This window comes from Rhodococcus sp. IEGM 1354 (genome assembly GCF_030056855.1).
In the GTDB taxonomy this organism is placed as follows: Bacteria; Actinomycetota; Actinomycetes; order Mycobacteriales; family Mycobacteriaceae; genus Rhodococcoides.
Genome location: NZ_JASHKT010000007.1, coordinates 78,229 through 100,563, shown reverse-complemented (window position 1 = coordinate 100,563; position 22,335 = coordinate 78,229). Strand labels below are relative to the sequence as shown.

The window sequence follows — 22,335 nt, the reverse complement described above, 5'->3', positions numbered from 1 at the left end:
AGTGGACGATGCCGCAGTGTGCCCGCAGCAGCGGTACTACCGCCTCTACCAGGGGCTACGGCATCGCCTTGACGAGTTGCCGTCCGAACGGCTTTACTGGGTGCAGATCGAAATTGTGTTCGAATACGTCACTTCCCGCGTCCGTCGAACACCGGTGTTTCGGCTCGATTTTTCATGCAGTGAAGGGGAGTGACATGTCTGTTTCCGAGGCTGCAGCACAGGCTTCCGTACCGCCGGATGCGCTCGACGGGTTGTCGCTTCCCGAGCGGGTGGCGCTGCTACGCAGTCGGATGGCTGCCGTACCGTCTCGCGGTGAAACGGCCTCGGTGCGCATCGAGAATTCTGCTCCCGTTCGTCCCCGCCCTACCGACCCCGATTCCGACCCCGAATCCGACGTCGTCGACAGCTCGGAGCAGGTGTCGGTACCGACCCGTAGGCGGCCTGTTCTTCCGGTGCCGTCGGCGCTGATGGAGGTTCTTCCGCACGGTGGTCTGGTGCGCGGAACGGTGGCCTCGGTGTCCGGTGCCGGTTCGTTGTTGATCGGGTTGGTGGCCGCGGTGACCGGTGCCGGTGGCCATGTCGCCGTCATAGGTCAGCCCCGCTTCGGGCTGCTGGCTGCGGTGGAGATGGGCGCGCAACTGAGCAAGTTGGCTCTGATTCCCGATCCCGGCCCCGACCCGGTGGAAGTGGCGGCGATCCTGCTCGACGGCGTCGATCTCGTCGTCCTCGGTCTCGGTGGCCTGTCGGTACCACCGACTCGGGCCAGGGCAGTAGTGGCGCGCGCCCGCAGCAAGGGGTCGACGTTGGTGGTGACCGACGGGCACTGGGACGGAGCCGAGCTACGACTCGACGCGTCGGTGCACGGCTACGACGGCCTCGGCACAGGCCGTGAGCTGGGGCGTGGCCGGCTGCGCGGGGTTCGATTGTCGGTGTGCGCGCGGGGCAAAGCGATGCGTCCTCGTACGGTTCGATTCGACTTGCGTGCGGAGAACGGCCGCATCGAATGGCACGCCGAACAGCAAGAGTCGAATCCGTTGTCGATCGCGGTCTCGACATGAGTACCGGCCAGTCCAACCGTGTTCTGGCGCTGTGGTGTCCCGACTGGCCTGCCGTCGCCGCAGCAGCTCAGGCCGATCTACCGGCGACGCATCCGGTGGTCGTCACGTCGGCCAACCGGGTCGTCGCCTGCTCGGCCACGGCACGGGCGTCGGGCATCAAGCGCGGCCTACGTCGCCGGGAGGCGCAGGCGCGGTGCCCCGACGTGCATGTGGCCGTTGCCGATACCGATCGTGATGCACGCCTGTTCGAGCCCGTGGTCTCGGCTGTCGCAGCCATCGCCCCCGGCGTCGAAGTGCTGCGGCCGGGCCTGTTGGTTCTTGCAGCGCGTGGTGTCGGACGGTACTTCGGTACCGAGCATCGCGCCGCGGAGCGGTTGATCGACGAAGCGTCGGCTGCCGGTGTCGAATGTCAGATCGGGATTGCCGACGAGTTGTCCACCGCAGTCGTCGCCGCGCGGTACGCACAGGTGGTGCCGCGCGGCGGTGGTGCCGGGTTTCTTTCGCCGTTACCGATCGCCGAACTCTCGGCGGAGCCCAGTATGGCCGCAGCCGATCGTGGTGAACTGGTGGATCTGTTGCACCGCTTGGGTTTACGCAGAATCGGGGACTTCGCTGCCCTGTCTCCGTCGGATGTGGCATCGCGATTCGGTACCGATGCCGTGCTGGCGCATCGCAGTGCCCGCGGTGAGCCCGAAAGGCCGCCGTCTGCCCGTGCTCTGCCTCCCGACCTGGATGTGGAGTATCTGTGCGATCCGCCGATCGATCGGGTGGATGCAGCCGCGTTCGCCGGGCGCGCATTGGCCGAGCAGCTGCACACCAAGCTCGCTGCGGCTGCTGTTGCGTGCACTCGGTTGCTGGTGCACGCCAGTACCGGCAACGGTGAGAATTTGTCGCGAATCTGGCGGTGCGCCGAGCCGTTGACGCCGGAGGGCACGGCCGATCGCGTGCGGTGGCAACTCGACGGCTGGATCACCGGACGCAGCGAGAACAAGCCGACGTCGGCGATCACCGTCCTGCGCCTCGAGCCGATCGAAGTGGTGGCAGCGGGGGAGTTGCAGCTGGGCTTGTGGGGCAGTGTCGGTGACGAGGACGACAGGGCGCGTCGGGCGTTGGTACGCGTTCAGGGTCTGCTCGGTGGCGAATCGGTGCTCGGGGGTGTTCTCAGCGGTGGACGCGGGCCGGCCGAGCGGATCACGTTGCGTCCCCTGGGAGACGAGCTGGTGCCGCTGTCCGATCCATCGGCCCCGTGGCCGGGCCGACTACCCGAGCCGGCACCGGCGGCGGTGATCGAGACACGCCCGGCAGTGACGCTGATGAATCGAGCGGGTTCGGGAATCGGCGTCACCGACCGCGGTGTGTTCGATGCGCCGCCCAAGAGATTGCGGTGGGGGACCAAGGAATGGGAGTTGACGGGCCTGGCCGGGCCGTGGCCCGTCGACGAACGGTGGTGGGACAGCGGGCAAGGATCGACGGGGCCGACGGCGCGGGCACAGGTGGTGCTCGACGACGAGAGGGCGTTGCTGCTGGTGTTCGACGACGGTCTGTGGCGGGTGGAAGGAATCTACGAGTAGGAACCGCTACCGTCGGGGAAATGCAGATGATGTCCGAGACGGTCGACCTCGATGGCGTCGACATCGCGTATCGCTCGTTCGCGCCGCTGGAACACACGAGTGCGGCACCGGTGATGCTGGTGCACGGCATGGGCGGAGACAGCGGAACCTGGGATCGCTTCGCTCGGGCTCTGACCGCGCACGGTCGCCGGGTGATCACCGTCGATCTGCGCGGGCACGGCAAGAGTGCCCACACGCCCACGTACGAGTTCGACATGTTCGGCGGTGATCTCCTCGCCCTGATCGATCACCTCGGGCTCACCGAAGTCGATCTCGTCGGGCATTCGCTCGGTGGATACGCGGTCTCGCTCGTGGCGCAGCGTCGTCCGTCTCTCGTTCGCCGTCTGGTTCTCGAAGAACTTCCGATACCGATCAGGCCGGGGGACGCCCCGCCGACCCTGACCGGTCGGATGCCGTCGGTCACCGAACTCTGGCATGCGGCGACCAGCGTTGTTCTGCATCCCCGAGCGGTACTCGCGTTCGATCGATCGATGACCGCCACTGCTCTCGAGCAGTTCCGTCGGCCGAACCCGCGGTGGTGGGAGTCGCTGGCCGACATCACTGCTCCGACGTTGGTACTTCGTGGAGGTCCGGGCGGCATGGTCGATCCGGTTCGGCTCGACGCGATGGTAGCGAGCATTCCGAACTGTCGAGTGGAGGCATTCAGGACCGGACACAGCATCCACCGCGATGGCTACTCGGCCTTCGAAGCGGTAGTTCGTCCATTTCTGACGCAGTAATCTGCACTCATGTCGCTGAGTGTGTTGGACCGGAAGTTGCTGGGATGGTCGGCGTTGTTCGTCGTCTCCCAGGCCAATATCGCCCGGTTGCTCGGGCCCGCGGCACCGAAAGTGCTTGCAGTGCAGACTGCCTGGTCCGAACAGCGGTACCGGCAGATTCTGGCGAGCATGGACGAGACGGAGATCGCCCGCTTTCGCAGTCATTATTTGCCCGACTTCGTCCACCCGGCCATCTATGCCATCGCACTGCGTGCGGGTGCAAGGAGTTTGGCGGCGAAGACTCCGCTGAGCCCTGCAGTAACGACGGCATTGGCCGTCGCTCCGGTGGCCTCCGCTGCCGGTGACTACATCGAGAACATTGTCGGGTTGGTATTGGTCGACAACCGAGAACACATCTCCGACACCGTTGTCCGGGCCACCACCGTGGTCAGCACCGTCAAATGGATACTGGCCATCGGCTCATTGACGTACCTGAGTCAGGGATTTCTGCGAGTGTGGGCCACAGCTCTGTTGCGCTGAGAAACCCAGCGCTAGAAGACGAAGGGCACCAATCGCTTCGAGCGTGCCATGTATTCGGCGTATGCGTCTCCCAATCCCTCGAGCATGGCCGCTTCCTCCGATGGGATTCTGGTACGTATCCCCCGGCTAGAGAGGCCACCATGGCGGGGAGCCGCCCACTCCATGATCGAGTGATGCCGTATCAGCGCGATGAATCACCTACTGACAGTGTGACGGTGGGCGATCTATCGACTCGGCCCGACCAGCTCGTCCCCTAGCGGAGTGCGTACATACAGCACCGATCGTCCCTGTCTGACGCGTCGCACCACCGCTGCTTCGCGCAGAACGCGAAGATGCTGGCTTGCTGCGCTGGGTGAGACGCCGAGTGCCGCAGCGAGTTCCCCGGTTGTGGTGGGCGCATCGAGCAGCGTGAGAATCGTTGCGCGTTGGGTGCCGAGGAGATTGGTCAGCGCTCGGTTCGGAGCTGTCCGCCCCATGTCCCACACTGCGCCTCGCCCGCGGGCCGGATACACCAGGGAGGGAGCCCGCGTCGGGCTCGTTTGCGTGATCGCGCCGTGGACGAACACCGACGGAATCAGTGGGAGTCCACGTCCGTCGATGTCGACCCACACCCGGTCCTCTAGCCTGTCGACCCACAGCACGCCATCGTCCCATCGGACACGAGAATCGAGATGCTCGAACATCTTTCGCGCCCCGAAGTGCGAGAGCTGTTGTGCCCGGTAGTCCACATCGCCGTCCAGTACCGCTCGGATCCTGGACCAGTCGGGTTCGAGGCACGTTGCCCAGTAGTACGAGAGCGCGTGGACTGCACGGGTGCGCACCGCTCGGGCCGGGCCGATGAGGGCCGCAGGAATCTCGGCGGAGAAGGCGGCCGCGATATCGCGTCGCATCTCCGTTGCCGGTGTTGCCCCGACAACAGCAATCTCGTCGTCGAAAACCGGCGACTGGGTGGGCGGTCGGGGTGCGAGGAAATCCGGGATTCTCCCATCGGGAGAGACCAGCGCCGTCAGCATCTCGGTGTCACACTGCTGCCATGCCGATCGGACGCGTCGTCGCCAGGGCTCGTGCAGTGGGTGCCGGTTCGGAGCGGTCCATGTGCGCAGGCTCAGGACCGTCTCGAACAGAGGCGAGACGGTCAGTGACGTGTCCGCCAAGTCGGCGGCCCGAAGATGCAGAGCCAACATGTAGCCCCACACTAAATGGTGGACGCCCTCGGCGTGGCTCGCTGTACTCGATCACATGCCTATCGACTTTCGAGATCCGCGCAACAACAACACCTACTCGAACCGTGAGGCCGACTCCTCTTGGATCGATGCCGTCGTCCGTATCGTCGATCCGGTCGGAGCGCACGTGGTCGATCTCGGGTGCGGCGGCGGAACCTATGCGCGGGCATGGCGTTCGATGGGGGCGAGTGTGACGGCGATCGATTCGAGTCCGCCGATCCTCGAATCGGCCGGACGCTCGTCGCCCGAAGATATCGAATTCGTCTGCGCTGGTGCCGAGCACACCGGCTTGCCTAACGGACAAGCCGACATCGTGTTCGCTCGCGCCCTCGTTCACCATCTGCCCGACGCCTACACAGTGGCGGTCGAGTCTGCTCGGCTTCTGGGACCGGGTGGGACGGTGATCATCCAGGACCGCACGGCCGAGGACGCCGGGCTGTCCGGCTCTGCAACCAACCCGCGCGGCTATTTTTTCGACGCCTTTCCACGGCTGATGGACATCGAACTTCGACGACGGCATGGCGTCGACGATATTCGCGACGCGTTGTCCCGAGCCGGATTCGTCGATGTCGCTACGCAGCAACTCTGGGAAACCCGTCGCCTCTACTCCGGCCGTGACGAATACCTCGACGAAATCGCGGGCAGAACAGGCCGGTCGATCCTGCACGAGCTGTCCGACGTCGAACTTACGGAGTTGGTCGAGTATCTACGTGCTCGCCTGGCCGAAGGTGAGTTGATCGAACGCGATCGCTGGACGTTGTGGACCGCCGTGGCCCCGTGACCCGGCAGCCGGCTTGCGCACGTCACCAACTGGTGCCGGGTACCAGCCTGCCGATGCGGCGGACGACCTTGCCTATACGCGCGCTGGGGGTCGACGGGTCGTACGGCCGAACCCGATAGGGCACTTTCCCGTCTTCGACGGGAACCGGCGTTTCGCCCTTGGCGGCGGCCGACTCGGCGAATTTTCGGTAGTGCTGATGCATCGTGCGATCTTTGCCCTTGGGGCTGAAGATGGCCCCGAACTGTCCGAGTGTTCCCAGCGGGGTGTCGATTCGCTTCGGCTTGTCGCTCAGCGCGCGGATGACGATCGCGGCTGCCTTCTCCGGTGAGAAGACAGTGCCGACGTTCTTGTCGCCCGTCGGGGTGATCATCGGGGTGTCCACCAGCGGCATGTGAATGGTCGTGTAGGTGATTCCGTCCGAGAGCGTTTCTGCTGCAGCAACATCGGTGAAACCGTCGAGTGCTGCCTTGCTCGCCACGTACGCCGAGAATCGAGGAGGGTGCCCCAGCACTGCGGCGCTGGAGATGTTGACCACATGCCCGAAGCTGCGTTCGCGCATGTGCGGCAGTAGCGCCAACACCACCCGAATCGCTCCGAAGTAGTTGACGGCCATGGTGCGTTCGTAATCGTGCAGTCGGTCGGTGGAACGATAGAGCGCGCGGCGAATGGATCGGCCCGCGCTGTTGACGAGCATGTCCACGTGCCCGTGGTCGTGCAGTATCGCTTTCACCGTTCGTTCGACCGACTCACTGTCGGTGACATCGCACGAATACCCATGAGCCACATGGCCGTCGGCGCGAATCTGCTGGACGACCTCGTCCAACTGATCTTGGCCGCGAGCGAGCACGATGACCACCGCTCCTTTTCGTGCAGCGGCCTCCGCACTGGCTCTGCCGATACCGGAGGACCCGCCGGTGATGACGATGTGGCGGCCGAACAGCGGACCGCGTGGGTCGTCTCGGCGGTTGCGCTTGGGGTCGAGATTCTCGCTCCAGTATTGCCACAGGCGGTCGGCGTACGTCCGCAGCGGCGGCGGTGCGATGGAGCTGCCCTGCAATGCTTTCTGTGTCGTTGCGGACTCGAAGACGGTCGGCAGCGTCAGATGATCGAGCATCACCGGCGGCACGCCCAGATCGCGAAGCGCAGCGTTTCGTTGTTTCCGAACCGCTCCGGAGGTGGGTGACACCACGGGGGCAACCAGCTTCCCTGGGATGTCGACGATTCTGGCGCGTGATCCGGCTGCCGAAGAGAATGCGGAGTACACCTCGGCCATCGACTGAGGCTCCGGATTCACCAGGTGAAAAACGCTGCCGGACGGGGTGTCTCGGTGAACCAGTTCCACGATTGCGTCCGCGACGTAGTCGACCGGAACCAGGTTGGTGTGTCCGATCTTGGGTACCGTGATCGGCAGGACCGCAGGCAGTTTCGCCAGCTCGGCGAACAGTGGAAAGAAGTAGTACGGGCCGTCGACCTTGTCTATCGCGCCGGTGTCGGAGTGCCCGACCACGGCAGCGGGTCGGTACACCCGCCAGTCCACGGCGCTTGTGCGAACCAGTTTCTCGGACTCGAACTTGGTGCGGTGATACGCCGTCGGAAAGTTCTGCCCCTTGTCGAAGTCGTTCTCGGAGAACGTCCCTCGGTAGTCACCTGCCACTGCGATCGACGAGATGTGGTGCAGACGAGCGTCGGTCCTTTTCGCCAGTTCGATCACCGACGCCGTTCCGGCGACATTGGTCGGGGTTTGCTCGTCTCCCGCCGTGAGGTCGTAGACGGCACCGAGATGCACAATGTGATCGACGTCGGCCGGAACGTCTTTCAGGCCGAGCCCGGGTTCGACGAGATCGCCGATCAGTGGGCGGATTCTGTCGCCGCCGTCCAGCTCGTCGGCCAGCTTTTCGAGTCGAGCGACCGATTGCGGTCGAACGAGTACATGGACGAGGGCGTCCGCATCACGTCCGAGAAGTCGGGGCAGCACGTTCTTGCCCAGAAACCCGGTACCGCCGGTCACGATGTAGCTCGCCATGCGAGGCGACCTTACTCCTCGGTAAGTTCGACGGCTAGTGCCCCATACCGGCCTTCTCGTGCACCTTCTTCATCCACGCCGGGGCCCACCAGTTGGCTTCGCCCATGAGCTTGACCAAGGAGGGCACCAGCAGCATGCGGATGATGGTGGCGTCGATGATCAGCGCCAGAATCACGCCGAAGCCGAGGAACTTCATGATCGACAGGCCCGAGATCGTGAACGCACCGGTGACGACGATCAGAATCAGGGCCGCGGCAGTGACGATGCGTCCGGTGCGTTGGGCTCCGAAAATGACGGCCTCCTCGGTGGAAGCACCTGCCGAGCGCGCTTCGACCATCCGAGACATCAAGAACACTTCGTAGTCGGTCGACAGGCCGAAGATGACTGCGAGGATGAGTACGACGAAGGTCGACTCGAGCGGACCGGGCGTCACTCCCAGCAGGCTTGCACCGTGACCTTCCTGGAACACCCAGGTCAGTGCTCCGAAGGTCGCTGCCAGGCTCAGCCCGGCCATGAGAACTGCTTTGATCGGCAGCACTATCGAGCCGAAGGCCAGGAACAGCAGGACCAACGTCGAGATCACCATGATCGCGATCATCACCGGCAGCCATTTCGCGATCGCGGCATTACCGTCGTCGACGTTCGCGCGTCCGCCGCCGACGAGGATTTCGGTGCCGTCCGGTGGAGTGATCGACCGGAGGGCAGTCACCGCATTCGATTGGGACCGAGCCTCGGTCGTTCCGTCGCGGGGTTCGCTGTAGGACGCCTGGAATGCCACCAGATCGTCCTTGGATCCGAGGAATTCGGCGCGGGCAACGCCGGGGGTGGCGTTCATCGCTGCGGTCAGTTCCGCAACGGGCGGGCCCTGAGGCTTGACGCCGTCGAGACCCCGCAGCACCACGGTGGCACCGTCGCCGGTGGACTCGAAGTCGGTGGCGAGGGTTTCGAAGGCTGCCCGTGCCGGGTCGTTCTTCGGTAGTGCGGTGTAATCGACCTCCCCCAAGGAGACCTTCAGAATCGGCGTGGCGACGATCAGCAGGCCCGCGACGATGACGGCGGCGACGATTCCTGGATTCTTCATCACTCGGGTGACGACACCACCCCAGAACTTGTGTGCGCGTGCGTCACTACGGTCCGAGGCGGTACGCGACCAGGTCCAGGAGTTGATGCGAGTGCCAAGCAGGGCGAGCAGGGCGGGCACCGCGGTCAGTGACAGCAGGGCGGCGCTGGCCACCGCGGCCATGGCACCGAATCCGAGGGATCGGATCACCGCCTGCGGGAAGACCAGCATGCCCGCGAACGAGCAGATCAGGAGCAGTCCGGAGAAGACGACGGTGCGCCCCGCGGTGGACACGGTACGTACGGTCGCCTCCATCGACGACGACCCAGTGCGGAGTTCCTCGCGGAATCGACTGACGATGAACAGTCCGTAATCAATGGCCAAGCCGAGGCCGAGCAATGACGCGACGTTGATCGAGAACGAGCTCACCTCGGTGAATTCGGTGAGCACCCGCAGGATTGCCAGCGAGCTGAGCACACTGAGAATCCCGACGAATACCGGCACCGCTGCGGCGATCACGCCACCGAAGATGAAGACGAGAAGCAGAAGTGTGATGGGGACGGCGATGATCTCCGAGCGCACGAGGTCTCGCTCGAGGGTTTGGCTGAGCGAGACTCCCACGACCGATGCGCCGGCGAACTGCGACTCGATGCCGGGGACGACGAGTTGTGGAGGTAGCTCACCGAACGTGTTGAACGTAACTCCCGATTTCGCACCGAGGGAGATCGTCACCAGTGCTTTGGTTCGGTCTTTCGAGACCAGGAATTCCTTGGTCACCGGGTCCGCGGTCCAGTAGGAGTTCACGTTTCCGAGGGTGTAGCGGCTGCGGAATTCGTCGAGTGTCGACTGCACCTGTGGTCCGATGTCGTCGATCGTGCGTCCGTCGGGTGCGGTGTAGATCGCGACGATGTCGGGGGTCGGTTGGCCGATGCCCTGGACCAGCCGCGCGACCTGTGACGATTCGCTGCCTGCGTCGGCGTATCCGCCCTCACTCAGTTTCGAGAAGACGCCCAGTCCCAGCACGCCGCCGACGGCTACGACCGCGACGACGACGGCGAGCACCCATCGCTTGTGCGATACGACGAACGATGCCCAACGCGTCACAACTGTGCTCCGGCTCTGTGGAAGGGGTGAGTAGCGATTCGACTGTAGTTGATCGTGTCGGACCCTCGTGTTCTCATTAGAACAAGTGTTCGACGATGTGTGTGACGGTGTGAAGGAGGTGGTCTCGATGGGATGGAACGACGGGCCGCCCACCTGGTCGGAAATGGAGCGAGTCCTCTCCGGACGCCCCAAGCCGGTCGTCGAAGGCGATGGGGGCGACAGCCCGGCGTGGTCGCGCAAGCGCGATGCCTATCAGGGTCGCCGGCCCGATTCGGTTCGGCCGTCGACACCGTACGCAGAACTGCATGCGCATTCTGCGTTCAGTTTTCTCGACGGCGCATCGCAGCCGGAGGAAATGGTCGAGGAAGCGGTGCGTCTGGGACTCGAATCCATTGCGATCACCGACCACGACGGTTTCTACGGTGTCGTACGTTTCGCCGAGGCGGCACGAGCCCTCGGCATCGGAACAGTCTTCGGTGCCGAGCTCTCGCTCGACACCCACCGGTCCAGGGCCGGAGCGACCGATCCCGGAGGTACGCATCTTCTGGTGCTCGCTCGCGGACAGGAAGGGTATCGGCGGCTGTCGCGTCGGATCGCGGCCGCGCATCTGGCCGGCGGAGTCAAGGGTGAGCCGCGGTACGACGTGGACGAACTCACCGAATCGGCGGGAGGGCACTGGCAGATCCTGACCGGTTGCCGCAAAGGGCATGTTCGCCAAGCACTCTCGCGGGGTGGGCCGGAGGCGGCCGATCTCGCGCTGCGCGATCTGGTCGATCGGTTCGGGGCCGAGCGCATCACCGTCGAGCTCACCAGGCACGGCACTGCCGACGACGATGAGCGCAACGACGCTCTCGCTGCCCTGGCTCGCCGGTACGGTCTGCCGATGATCGCCACCACGGCGGCGCACTACGCCAGTCCACGTAGCCGAAGGTTGGCCATGGCGATGGCTGCGGTACGTGCCCGGAGCAGTCTGGACGAGGCGGCAGGGTGGCTGGCACCGACGGGTGGTGCACATCTGCGGTCGGGGGCGGAGATGGCGGAGCTGTTCGAGCACTATCCCGGTGCAGTGCACGGTGCCGTCGAACTGGGTCGAGAATGTACGTTCGATCTGACGTTGATCGCGCCTCGTCTCCCACCGTTCGAGGTGCCCGACGGTTACACCGAGATCAGTTACCTGCGGCGGCTCACGTTCGAGGGCGCTGCCCGGCGATACGGCCCGCAATCGTCGAACCCGGCTGCATATTCGCAGTTGGAGTACGAGCTCGACATCATCGAGCGGCTCGAATTTCCGGGCTATTTCCTGGTGGTGCACGACATCGTTCATTTCTGCAAGACCCACGACATTCTGTGTCAGGGGCGAGGTTCGGCGGCGAACTCGGCCGTCTGCTACGCCATCGGAATCACGAATGTCGATCCGGTCGCCAACAAGTTGCTCTTCGAGCGGTTTCTCGCACCCGAACGCGACGGCCCTCCGGACATCGACATCGACATCGAGTCGGATCGGCGGGAAGAGGCCATTCAGCATGTGTACGCCAAGTACGGCCGTACCCATGCCGCTCAGGTCGCCAACGTCATCACCTATCGCGGGAAGTCCTCGGTACGAGACATGGCCCGCGCTCTCGGGTTCTCCCAGGGGCAACAGGACGCGTGGAGCAAGCAGATCACCCGGTGGTCCGGAATCGGCGATCAGGACGGCGACGGGATCCCCGATTCCGTTCTCGAACTCGCGCGTCAGATCGAGGGCTTTCCGCGTCACCTCGGCATCCATTCGGGAGGAATGGTGATCTGCGACCGGCCGATCGCCGACGTGTGCCCGGTGGAATGGGCGACGATGGAGAATCGCAGTGTGCTGCAATGGGACAAAGACGATTGTGCCGCAGTGGGTTTGGTCAAGTTCGACATGCTCGGGCTCGGGATGCTCTCGGCTCTGCACTACATGATCGACCTGGTCGCCGAGCACAAGGGCATCGAGATCGACCTCGCCTCGATCGACCTGTCCGAACATGCGGTGTACGAGATGTTGCAACGGGCCGATTCGGTCGGTGTGTTCCAGGTCGAGTCGCGGGCCCAGATGGCCACTCTTCCGCGGCTCAAGCCGCGTAATTTCTACGATCTCGTCGTCGAGGTCGCCTTGATCCGTCCCGGCCCCATTCAAGGTGGCTCGGTGCACCCGTACGTCAAGCGGCGCAACGGACTCGAACCGGTCACCTTCGATCATCCGTCGCTGAAGAAAGCGCTCGATCGAACTCTCGGAGTGCCGCTGTTCCAGGAACAGCTGATGCAGATGGCCATCGACGTCGCGGGCTTCAGTGCCGCCGATGCCGATCAGCTGCGTCGAGCCATGGGGTCGAAACGGTCGCCGGAGAAGATGGAATTGCTTCGTGGGCGGTTCTACGACGGAATGCGTGATCTGCACGGCATCACCGGTGCAGCCGCGGATCGAATCTACGAAAAGCTTTCGGCGTTCGCCAATTTCGGCTTTCCCGAGAGCCATTCGCAGAGCTTCGCCTCGTTGGTCTTCTACTCGTCGTGGTTCAAGTTGCACCATCCGGCGGCGTTCTGTGCCGGTTTGCTGCGTGCTCAGCCGATGGGCTTCTACTCACCTCAGTCTCTGGTGGCCGATGCCCGGCGGCACGGCGTGGTCGTGCACGGTGCCGACGTCAACGCCAGCCTCGGCCATGCAAATCTCGAGGCAGACGGTCTCGAGATCCGCATGGGTTTGGCGGACGTGAAGTTCATCGGGACGACACTTGCCCAGAAGATCGTCGACGCGCGAGATGCACACGGGCCGTACACCTCGTTTCTGGATCTGGCGGGACGCGTCGAACTGTCGGTAGCGCAAGCGGAAGCACTGGCCACGGCCGGCGCGCTGGGGTGTTTCGGCATCACTCGGCGAGAGGCGCTGTGGGCTGCCGGAGCGGCCGCGGGGGAGCGGCCCGGTCTGCTCCCCGGCGTCGGCGCATCGACGAAAGCGCCTGCGCTGCCGGGTATGACGGACCTCGATCTGGCGTCGGCCGATGTCTGGGCCACGGGAGTGTCACCCAATTCCTACCCCACTCAGTTCTTCCGGGATCGGCTGGATTCCCTCGGCGTGGTCCCCGCGAATCGGCTGCTGCAGATCCCCGACGGTGACAGGGTTCTCGTCGGCGGTGCAGTGACGCATCGTCAACGTCCGGCAACCGCGGGAGGCGTCACGTTCATCAACCTCGAAGACGAAACCGGCATGGTCAACGTCGTGTGCTCGGTGGGATTGTGGGCAAAGTACCGCAAACTCGCAATCACCGCTCCGGCGTTGCTCATTCGCGGCAAAGTGCAGAATGCCGAGGGAGCGGTGACCGTGGTGGCAGACCATCTGCAATTGATGGATTTGCGAGTTGCGTCCCGATCCAGGGACTTCCGCTGATGGACGCGCCCTGCCCGTGCGTCATCGAGTGGGAGGCCGGTGCAGAATCGAGGCGTGAAGCTACTGATCATCGCGGACACTCACCTGCCCACCCGAGCGAAAGTGCTGCCCGATCAGGTGTGGGCCGCCGTCGACGACGCCGATGTGGTGATCCATGCCGGCGATTGGGTGAACCTCGCGACGTTCGAGGCACTCTCGCAGCGATCTCGTTCGCTGGTCGCATGCTGGGGAAACAACGACGGCGACGAATTGCGTGCGGTGATGCCCGAACGTGCCGACGTGGTACTCGGCGGCGTGCGCTTCACCGTCGTCCACGAGACCGGAGCCGCCACAGGACGCGAGCGCCGGATGGCGACCGAATACCCCGATACCGACGTCCTCGTGTTCGGGCACAGTCATATTCCGTGGGATACGACGGCCGACAACGGTCTACGGCTGCTCAACCCCGGATCTCCGACGGACCGGCGTCGGCAGCCGTTCTGTACCTACCTCACCGCCGTCGCCGATGGCGGCGAGCTGACAGAAGTCGAGCTGCATCGACTTCCGCCTCGCTGAGCGGCATGCCGAGCGTCCGTCACATTCCACCTGCGACTCTGACGACCGTTCCGGTGGCGTAGCGCGCATCCTCGGACAACAACCACGACACCGCGCCGGCGATCTCGTCGGGCACTCCGGGGCGGCCGAGGGGGATGCTCGACGCCATCTTGCGTGGTCGCTCACGGTCTTTGTGAAACTCGGTCTCGATGACCCCCGGCGCGACGGCGTTGACACGAATGTTCTGCGCGGCAAGCTCTTTGGACAGGCCGATCGTCAAGGTGTCGACGGCTGCCTTGGCCGCGGCGTAGTGCACGTACATACCGGGACTTCCGATGGTGGCTGCCGCGGAGGAGATGTTGACGATGGCACCGCCGTGGTCGGCCATCGCTTGGATCGCGTACTTGCAGCAGGTCAGGACGCCGAGCAGGTTGACGTCCAAGTCTGCCCTGATCGTCTCGATGTCGTTGCTCGCCAGGGTCCCTACTGCGCGCGCCGATCCGGCGTTGTTCACCAATCCGGTGACAGTGCCGATCTCGGCAGCCGCAGCGAATAGATCGATCACCGACCGCTCGTCTGTGGTGTCGGCACGTATCGCGACGACCGTTCGGTCGGCGCTCGATAGTTCGTGCACCACTGCGTCGGCGGTCGCAGAATCCGAGCGGTAGGCGATCACGACGTCGTGCCCATCGGCCACGAGACGCCGAGATACTGCGGCTCCGATTCCGCGGCTGCCGCCGGTCACGATCGTCAAAGGGGCATTCATCGTTCGACAATAGCGAGCGGCTCGGCGGCGACAGCTAACCGTCACTGCTGGGTTCTCACTGCTGGGTAGGTGCGGGCTCTCTGGCATGGTCGACCAAGTCGTGCACCAGTCCGATGATGACGTCCATCTGTTCGATGACCTCCACGCGCAGTCGGTCCTGTTGCTCGTCGGGCATGACCGGGGCATTCGGGCCGTCGAGGGACATCAACAGATCGATGTTGGTGCGCAGAGCGGTCAATGGTTCCATCAGTTCGGCACCTGCGTCGACTATCAACTGTCCCTGTCGTGCCCGCGACCGCGAGAGCGCAGCCAGCATTTCGTTGAAACTGTTGGCGAGAGACGCCAGTTCGTCGTCTCCGTTGACGTCGATGGGCTCGAAGGCACCCGTCCTGGCCACTCGTTCCGTTCCGGCGCGTAACCGTCTGACCGGACGAAGCCCGGTGCGAGCGACGGCTGCGCCGGCCAGACCAGCGAGGGCGACGAGGAACGCCCCGACGAGGATCAGGGCCAGCGTGAGTTTTCCGAGCAGTGGTGAGGTACCGCTCAGGGCTTCGGCCACCATGATCGTCTCACCGGAATCGGTGCGCTCGGCGGATATGTAGTAGCCGCGAACCTCCCGCAGTGACCGATCGGTGCGGCCCTCGGTGACCGCCTTCTCCGGATCGTCGAGCCCACCATCGGAGTTGGTGAAGGGGTAGGTGCCGTTGGACGAGGACACCAAGGTGCCATCGGTGGTCATCAACGCAACTTTGACCGCAGTTCCTTCTGTGTCTTCGATCCCGAACCCGAACAGATCGGCCGGCACTCCCGACGATGCGCTGGCGATCAGCGCATCGCTGTTTCGGCCGACACGGTCGATGATCTGCGAGCGAAGCGACTGCTCTGCGACGAGGTAGATCGCCAGAGCGCTGACCGCAACGGCGAGCGCCGCCAGGCTCATCGTCAACACTCGAATCCGTCCGTGCAACGACAGCGCCCTCGGGCGGGTGTGCGCACGTGAATACCTCATGGATCGAGTATGCCGGTCGGCAGCGACCAGAATTCGCGAGGCTGCCATGAGTAGGCACCGAAGAGCGCACCGATACTCAGAATGGCGGCTCCTCGTCTTCTTCGTTGGTCGATTCTGGTTCGGGGGTCGGGTTGTCGGGTGGGTCGGGGTAGGCGATGATGCCGGATCGTGTGGGTTGGGTGGGGATGTGTGGCCGGAGGTCGTTGCCGATGATGGGTACTGCGGTTCCTTTGGCTGGCAGGGCGATTCGGGTGGTCTTCGAGGTGGAGGTCCACAGGATCGCGCCGCCGGGGAGCATTACTGCTTTCCAGTAGCCTGCGGTTTTGACGCTGTGGTGGTATTCGCAGAGGCATTGGAGGTTGTTGATGGTGGTCCAGCCGCCGCCGAGTGGGTTGGCGTGGTCGAACGGGATCACGTGGTCGAGTTGGCAGCGTGCAGCGGGTCGGTGGCAGCCGGGGAAGCGGCAGTGCCGGTCGCGGAGTCGTATGGCGGCGGTGGTGAGGGCGTCGGGTCTGTAGATCAGGGCTCGGTCGGTGAGGGGGTCGCGTCGGACGGATTTTGCGAGGGTGGGGTCGGCGGCGATGGCGGCTTCGAGGGCTGCGGCGAGGGATGCGTTGCCGAGGTAGATGCCTGCCGGTGTGTGGATCATGCGGCGGTTCGACCGGATCATCGAGGGTAGGTCGAGGGCAGAGCTGTGCCGTGTGCCCCGGCCGATTGGGGTGTGGGTACAGAACAGTGCCGCTGCGGAGGCAAGGGCATTCCGACGCCGTTGCCGGGTGTCGTCATCAACGGTCGGCTCAGGTGGTGTCGCGGCGGTCGTCGAATCGGTCTGTGCAGCAGCCGAACCCGAACGCGAATACGGACCCGGCCCTGCGTCGCGATGCGGTCCTGGGTCCGGTGGCGGCGGTGATGGTATTGACGGTAGTGGTGGTGGGGTGCTCGCCGCGCGCGACGTTGCGGTGCCGGTACCGGTTGCGGTGCCGTTGCTTGTTGGCGGGGTGTGCGATCGGGTCACTGTGTCGGCACCCGACCGCGAGCTACCCCCAGGATCGCTATTGGCACCGTCTACCCACTCCGCACCGTCCACCCACTCTGCACCGTCCACGCGTTCTGCATTGTCGGTTGCATTCTTGGTCGCGCTGTCGGTGTGAGTTGTCGGTGCTGCCGTGTCCGCTGGCGCTGACTTCTCCGTTGCGTTGTCCGTCGGCGCTGCTGAGCGTGTTGCGGTGCTGGTGCCTGTGTCGGTGCGTGTATCCGCATGCGCTGGAGGCGTATTCGATTCGGCTACGTTCGATGCCGCCGAGTTCGGCTGTGCCGGCTCGGGTTCTGTCGTGTTCGGCTGGGCTGTGGTGTCTGTGGTGTCTGTCGATTCAGCGGAGCGTTGTTCCCATTCCCCGGTTTCCGGGTTCTGCACTGCCAGCCCAAGTGTCTCGGCGAGGGTGACCGCTTCGGTGAGCAGAATCTGCCACTGACTGTTTCGGGCTAGTTCCCGCGCGAGGTCGGGGTCGATGGAACCGTGCCCGGCCAGGTACGCCGGATTTGCGAGCAGTCCGATGAGGGTGGCGATGTCGACGGTGATCATCGTCAACGGCACCCGACGATCCGGCAGCTCTGCATCTTTCTTCGGGCAGTCCGACCGTGGGCACAGGCAAATCAGCCGTGGTTCTCCGTGCATCCGCGCCATGAACGCATCACACAGTCGTTCCTGCTTACCGCGCGGATCCTTCACACACACCGTGTCGGCCATCTCCTCCAGGAGCTGCCATGCGGCGGCGGCTTCGGGGGCGGTCAATACTGCTCGGATCCGCGCCAACTCCCCAGCCGGGGCATACGAGACACTGCGGAACTTCCTCGCGAACTCCCGCAACGCCGCTGCTTCCTCCGGCGCGACCCGCAGCAGAATGTCCCAGATCTCCTTCTCCAACGGCCCCGGCGAGAGTCGGCGCGCGGCTTCGACGATCTCGTCCTCGACCGACCGCACGATGTCGTCCGAGAGGTTGTCGAGAATCCGGCACGCCACCCTCACTCGCGGAAGGTCGATATCACCGGCCTCGAACGCAGACCGTAGCTTCGGCATGCGGGTGTGCAGGGCGACCCCGACAGAGATGTAGGCCTCGGCGACCGTCGCCGAGCATCCCAACGCGACCGCCATCTCGGTGCGTCCGTACCGGCTGTAGTGTCGATGCTTCGCATCCTGGGCGATGCAGGTGAGGTGGAAGTCGTAGCAGGCAGAGATCTTTCGGGCCGCATGCCGATTCTCTTCTCGCGCGGCAGTGGTCAACGCATCCAACGACACCACTGGTGCAGCCATTTTTCACCCCCCCCGGTAACCCCCAGTTCAGAACATGCGTTCGAACTGAAGAAAGAGTATCTCGACCCACCGACAAGAATGGAAAGGTGCCTCGCGGGCACTTGCTGACACTGCCTAATACGTCGGGCTGATGCTGTGGTGCGCGCAATCGACGCCATGCTGAACGTAGTCGTTGCCGAGTTCGGCGCAATCGATGTTCTGGTTCTCAATGCCTCGGGTGGCCTGGAGTACGGTGCAGAACCCGACTGCGCGATGAGTATCAATCGCGACGCGCAGGTGGCGCTGGCTCGCGCGAGTATCGACCGTATGAAGCCGGGCTCGCGGATCGTTTTCCTCACCAGTCACCAGGCGCATTTTCACGGCACGAAGCCGGTCCCCGTCGAATACGAACCCGTTGCTGCTAGCAAGCGAGCGGGGGAGGATGCCCTGCGTGGGATGATTCCTGAATTAGATTCTCGGGGAATCGAATCGGTCGTGGTGTCCGGGGGCATGATCGAGGGCACGATCGTGGTCACCCTGCTCGAACGCCGTAACCCGGACTCAGTCGCTGCGCGAACCGCGCAGGGTGCGCTCCCGACCATTGCGGAGTTCGCGGCGGCTGTGGCGGAGGCTGCAATCGGACCCATCGAGAAGTCCGGCCGGACTGTCTACGTCGGTGGAGCCGACTACCTCGACGGGTCCGTGTCGGGGTAGTCGGCTCCGATCGATCGGATGAGGGATCAGCTACCGAGAACGCAGAACTGGCCGCTGGTGAGGTTCAGTGCCAACGACAGCGGCCCGACGCAGTCGACGCCGCGTGCCTCGGATGTTGCACCGGATCCCCATCCTGCGACCGCGAGGGTCGTCTGGCCGGCATCTGCCCACGAGTGCGCGATTCCGCCGCCGAGTGCTAGCGCGTATGCCGTGCCCGCGTTCTTGCTTGCTCCGAGCGCGACACCGTACCCGTTGGCGTAGGTGTTGGTTGCGCCCGGCCCGTCGTTGACACTGACGGCGGTGCCGCTGTCAGCGGCACCGGCGGTTGCGCTTCCGGGTCCCTCCGAGGTGGCTCCGCAGCTCGCGGTGTCGCTCACCTGGATGTCGTTGGCCGAGGGCGGCGACACGCACGTGACCGGTGCCGCCGACGCGGTGGCGGTGCCGGCGAAGGCGGCCGCCGTCAGGCCCGATCCGATGGCGAAAATAGCTGCGGTGCGGGCGATTCGACTACCGAACCGACTGGACGTTCGCGCGGAGGAGGAGTTGGAAGAAACCGTACGGGGCAGGGAAACAGAGAACAACAGAAAGCTCCTTCACGAGCGAAACGGGTCGGTGCGGCACACGGTACCCCGCTCCGGGGGTCCGTGACAGCAAGCCGGTACAGATTGTGTAACGGTGCCGATGGCATCGGGAGATGAATCGTCGTAGAAGTCCGGTTTCTCGGACCCCTGCGGCATCGGTCGAGCCGGTTCGTACCGCCTTTGTACTGTCCAGGTTCTACGTACGAAGTCCGGTCGATTCTGTTCCGTCAGTTCGTGATTGAGGCTTGGCTGTCGGCTCGGTGCCGGTCTCCGAAGCGGGTGGCGATGCTCCGAGTCGGCATGCCCGGGCGACCGCCGAACGAAAGGAAATTGTTATCGGAGGGCTGGCGAGCCGTCGGACGCGAGCTCGATAGTTGGGTCTCACAGCGCAACCGTCGATCTGACCAGATCGATTTGTCGACGCTCACAATAGATTTGACGTGCCAGGACGCAGACATCCCCTTCGGGCGGAACGGGCCTCTCATGCGGGCCCGTGGTCGGCGGCAGGATCCGTCACGCCCCGGGCACCACAGGATCATCCGAGTCGAGCGCACTCGACCGCAACCGCTCAGACGCTGCCCTGGTAGTCGTGTTGGCGCCAGGCCTCGTACATCGTCACTGCCGCGGCGTTCGCCAGGTTGAGTGATCGGCGTCCGGGGATCATCGGAATTCGCAGTTGATCGGTTACGTGTGGGTCGGTCAGGACGTCGTCGGGGAGTCCGGTGGGTTCCGGTCCGAACAGTAGGACGTCACCGGGTTGGTAGGCGACGTCGGCGTAGGAGCGTGTTGCGTGCGCGGTGAAGGCGAAGACCCGTTCCGGGGCCAGTGCGGACCACGCCGACTGCAGGTCCTGGTGCACGGTGACCGACGCGAGGTCGTGGTAATCCAGGCCCGCGCGTTTGAGCTTGGGTTCGGACATGTCGAATCCGAGGGGGCCCACGAGATGCAGTTCGCATCCGGTGCCGGCGACGAGACGAATCGCATTGCCGGTGTTCTGCGGAATCCGGGGCTCGAAGAACATGAGTCGAAACACCCGGTTCACTCTGCCACCACGAGCCCGGGAAGGATGGGGCAGGTGGACGACGAGCAGACCATCGGTGAAGATTTCTCGGATTCTCGACTCGACGGGCGGGAGTGGTCGGGCAGACAGTTCGTCCGGTGCACCTTCCGTGACGCGGACATGAGCAATGTGCGAACCGACTCGGTCGTTTTCACCGAGTGCGACTTCACCGGTACCGACCTCACGGATTCGGTGCACACCAACTCGGCCTTTCGCTCGTGCACGTTCACTCGAACCAATCTGCAGCACAGTGTCTTCCGTCATTCCACGATGATGGGTTCGGTGTTCGTGGACACTCGCATGCGTCCGGCCACCTACGACGAGGTCGATTTCACGTTGGCCTCGTTGGGTAATGCCGACCTGCGCGGCGTCGATCTGACCGGATGTCGGATGCAGGAAGCGAACCTGACCTCGACCGATCTTCGCAAAGCAGTACTGCGATCCGTCGATCTCGCGGGAGCACGAACCGTCGGTGCCAAAATGGAGGAGTCGGACCTGCGCGGAGCCGTCGTGGATGCGTCCCTGTGGGTCGGCGCAGGGGTGCGCGGGGCCAAGATCGAACTGATGCAAGCGGTGGCCTTCGCGGCTGCGCAGGGTCTGATCGTCGAGGGCTGACCGCGGCGATCGGCCCGGCGCGCCGCCGGATGGGCAGAACCTGAAACAATGGCCCGGTGACTGCAACGATCCTCGATGGCAAAGCGACTCGCGACGAGATATTCGTCGACCTCACCGCCCGTGTGGCACGTCTGCGGGAGCAGGGCATCACTCCCGGTCTGGCGACGGTACTCGTCGGAGACGATCCGGGTTCTGCCGCGTACGTGCGGGGCAAGCACAACGACTGCGCGAAGGTGGGCATCACCTCCATTCGACGCGATCTTCCGGCAGACATCACCCAGTCCGATCTCGAAGCGGTCATCGACGAGCTCAACGCCAACCCCGACTGCACCGGGTACATCGTGCAGCTTCCGTTGCCCAAGCATCTGGACGAGAACGCCGCGCTCGAGCGCATCGATCCCGACAAGGATGCCGACGGTCTGCACCCGATCAATCTCGGACGCTTGGTGCTGGGCAAGGACGCCGCATTGCCGTGCACCCCGCGGGGCATCGTCCACCTGCTGCGGCGCTACGACGTCGCACTCGACGGGGCGCGTGCCGTGGTCATCGGCCGCGGTGTGACGGTGGGCCGGCCGATCGGACTGCTGCTGACGCGCCGCTCGGAGAATGCGACGGTCACGTTGTGCCACACCGGAACTCGTGATCTCGCCGCAGAGGTCTCCCGTGCCGACATCGTCATCGCGGCCGCCGGAGTTCCCGGATTGATCACCGCAGACATGGTCAAGCCCGGCGCGGCTGTGCTCGACGTCGGGGTCACCCGCACCGAGGACGGATTGCGCGGAGACGTCGCGGACGACGTCGCCGAGGTGGCAGGTTTCCTGTCGCCCAACCCCGGCGGAGTGGGGCCGTTGACGCGAGCGTTTCTGCTGTCCAATGTCGTGGAGCGAGCCGAACGCACTGCGGCCAAGAGTTGAGCGAGCCGAGGTGAACGAGACACAGGATGCGCGAGGCGATCACGTGCCGGGTTTCCGAGCGGCGCTCGCTCGGAATCTGCCGATGGTCGCGGTGTCGGTCATCGTGCTCGCCGCGCTGGTCCTGGTTCTCGCCGACCGTTGGCGGCGTGGCTCGTTCATCTTCGGGTGTGCAGCTGTGGTGGCAGCGTTGCTGCGACTGTGCCTGCCGGAGTCACGCGTCGGCACCCTGAAGGTGCGCAGCAGGGCATTCGACGTGTTGGCGCTGGGATGCGTCGGCGGTGCGATCGTTTTTCTGTCGCTGTCGATCGATCCCTTGGGGACGGACTGACGT

19 protein-coding genes are annotated in these 22,335 nt (G+C 64.5%); 11 read left to right on the top strand and 8 right to left on the bottom strand.

Annotated elements, in window-relative coordinates:
- Positions 1-194: 194 nt before the first annotated feature.
- The 4 genes from QM588_RS16845 to QM588_RS16830 are packed head-to-tail and all read left to right on the top strand — an operon-like array spanning position 195 to position 3,927.
- Positions 195-1,058 carry a hypothetical protein gene (locus QM588_RS16845; protein ID WP_032387024.1) on the top strand — a complete coding sequence of 288 codons (864 nt, stop codon included), beginning with the start codon at positions 195-197 and terminating at the stop codon, positions 1,056-1,058.
- Entirely contained in the window at positions 1,055-2,629 is a 1,575-nt protein-coding gene (locus QM588_RS16840) for a DNA polymerase Y family protein (protein WP_027496378.1), read from the top strand. The genes QM588_RS16845 and QM588_RS16840 overlap by 4 nt, the downstream gene beginning before the upstream one ends.
- A gap of 20 nt (positions 2,630-2,649) precedes the next feature.
- Positions 2,650-3,408: an alpha/beta fold hydrolase gene (locus tag QM588_RS16835; protein WP_032393324.1), complete on the top strand. Its 759-nt coding sequence runs from the start codon at positions 2,650-2,652 to the stop codon at positions 3,406-3,408.
- Between the two features lie 9 nt (positions 3,409-3,417).
- Positions 3,418-3,927: a hypothetical protein gene (locus QM588_RS16830; RefSeq protein WP_283315013.1), complete on the top strand. Its 510-nt coding sequence runs from the start codon at positions 3,418-3,420 to the stop codon at positions 3,925-3,927.
- A gap of 224 nt (positions 3,928-4,151) precedes the next feature.
- Here QM588_RS16830 and QM588_RS16825 read toward each other — a convergent pair whose 3' ends face one another.
- Positions 4,152-5,111 (bottom strand): ArsR/SmtB family transcription factor, encoded by a 960-nt coding sequence (locus QM588_RS16825; protein WP_283315011.1) that lies wholly within the window; start codon positions 5,109-5,111, stop codon positions 4,152-4,154.
- 55 nt (positions 5,112-5,166) lie between these two features.
- Here QM588_RS16825 and QM588_RS16820 point away from each other — a divergent pair, with 55 nt between their 5' ends.
- Positions 5,167-5,931: a class I SAM-dependent methyltransferase gene (locus QM588_RS16820; RefSeq protein ID WP_283315010.1), complete on the top strand. Its 765-nt coding sequence runs from the start codon at positions 5,167-5,169 to the stop codon at positions 5,929-5,931.
- Positions 5,932-5,953: 22 nt separating this feature from the next.
- Here QM588_RS16820 and QM588_RS16815 read toward each other — a convergent pair whose 3' ends face one another.
- Complete coding sequence (locus QM588_RS16815; protein ID WP_283315009.1) at positions 5,954-7,954, bottom strand: SDR family oxidoreductase; 2,001 nt, start codon at positions 7,952-7,954, stop codon at positions 5,954-5,956.
- A gap of 34 nt (positions 7,955-7,988) precedes the next feature.
- The gene (locus QM588_RS16810; RefSeq protein WP_283315008.1) at positions 7,989-10,118 is read right to left on the bottom strand and encodes an MMPL family transporter; all 2,130 of its coding nucleotides are present in this window, start codon (positions 10,116-10,118) and stop codon (positions 7,989-7,991) included.
- Positions 10,119-10,245: 127 nt separating this feature from the next.
- Between QM588_RS16810 and QM588_RS16805 the strand changes: the two genes are divergently transcribed.
- Both QM588_RS16805 and QM588_RS16800 read left to right on the top strand, forming a co-directional pair.
- Positions 10,246-13,521, top strand: a complete 3,276-nt coding sequence (locus tag QM588_RS16805) for an error-prone DNA polymerase (RefSeq protein WP_283315007.1) — start codon at positions 10,246-10,248, stop codon at positions 13,519-13,521.
- 54 nt (positions 13,522-13,575) lie between these two features.
- Positions 13,576-14,076: a metallophosphoesterase family protein gene (locus QM588_RS16800; protein ID WP_283315005.1), complete on the top strand. Its 501-nt coding sequence runs from the start codon at positions 13,576-13,578 to the stop codon at positions 14,074-14,076.
- A gap of 19 nt (positions 14,077-14,095) precedes the next feature.
- On the opposite strand, the gene QM588_RS16795 is transcribed toward QM588_RS16800, so the two are convergent.
- The 3 genes from QM588_RS16795 to QM588_RS16785 all read right to left on the bottom strand — a co-directional run bounded on the left by QM588_RS16795 (position 14,096) and on the right by QM588_RS16785 (position 18,141).
- The gene (locus QM588_RS16795; protein WP_283315003.1) at positions 14,096-14,821 is read right to left on the bottom strand and encodes an SDR family NAD(P)-dependent oxidoreductase; all 726 of its coding nucleotides are present in this window, start codon (positions 14,819-14,821) and stop codon (positions 14,096-14,098) included.
- 55 nt (positions 14,822-14,876) lie between these two features.
- A complete protein-coding gene (locus QM588_RS16790) occupies positions 14,877-15,830 on the bottom strand; it encodes a methyl-accepting chemotaxis protein (protein ID WP_283315001.1) in 954 nt (317 codons plus the stop codon).
- A gap of 76 nt (positions 15,831-15,906) precedes the next feature.
- On the bottom strand, positions 15,907-18,141 hold the full coding sequence (locus QM588_RS16785) for a DUF222 domain-containing protein (protein WP_283315000.1): 2,235 nt from the start codon (positions 18,139-18,141) through the stop codon (positions 15,907-15,909).
- 156 nt (positions 18,142-18,297) lie between these two features.
- Here QM588_RS16785 and QM588_RS16780 point away from each other — a divergent pair, with 156 nt between their 5' ends.
- Positions 18,298-18,834 carry an SDR family oxidoreductase gene (locus QM588_RS16780; RefSeq protein ID WP_283314998.1) on the top strand — a complete coding sequence of 179 codons (537 nt, stop codon included), beginning with the start codon at positions 18,298-18,300 and terminating at the stop codon, positions 18,832-18,834.
- Between the two features lie 26 nt (positions 18,835-18,860).
- Here QM588_RS16780 and QM588_RS16775 read toward each other — a convergent pair whose 3' ends face one another.
- Together QM588_RS16775 and QM588_RS16770 are read right to left on the bottom strand one after the other, a co-directional pair.
- Complete coding sequence (locus tag QM588_RS16775) at positions 18,861-19,415, bottom strand: DUF6764 family protein (RefSeq protein ID WP_283314996.1); 555 nt, start codon at positions 19,413-19,415, stop codon at positions 18,861-18,863.
- A gap of 568 nt (positions 19,416-19,983) precedes the next feature.
- Positions 19,984-20,448, bottom strand: a complete 465-nt coding sequence (locus QM588_RS16770; protein WP_283314993.1) for a tRNA (cytidine(34)-2'-O)-methyltransferase — start codon at positions 20,446-20,448, stop codon at positions 19,984-19,986.
- 33 nt (positions 20,449-20,481) lie between these two features.
- On the opposite strand from QM588_RS16770, the gene QM588_RS16765 reads away from it, so the two are divergent.
- The 3 genes from QM588_RS16765 (at position 20,482) to QM588_RS16755 (ending at position 22,332) form a co-directional block, all read left to right on the top strand.
- A complete protein-coding gene (locus tag QM588_RS16765) occupies positions 20,482-21,090 on the top strand; it encodes a pentapeptide repeat-containing protein (protein WP_283314991.1) in 609 nt (202 codons plus the stop codon).
- 56 nt (positions 21,091-21,146) lie between these two features.
- On the top strand, positions 21,147-22,004 hold the full coding sequence (locus tag QM588_RS16760) for a bifunctional methylenetetrahydrofolate dehydrogenase/methenyltetrahydrofolate cyclohydrolase (protein ID WP_283314989.1): 858 nt from the start codon (positions 21,147-21,149) through the stop codon (positions 22,002-22,004).
- 82 nt (positions 22,005-22,086) lie between these two features.
- Positions 22,087-22,332: a DUF3017 domain-containing protein gene (locus tag QM588_RS16755; RefSeq protein ID WP_283315284.1), complete on the top strand. Its 246-nt coding sequence runs from the start codon at positions 22,087-22,089 to the stop codon at positions 22,330-22,332.
- The last annotated feature ends 3 nt before the right edge of the window (positions 22,333-22,335 follow it).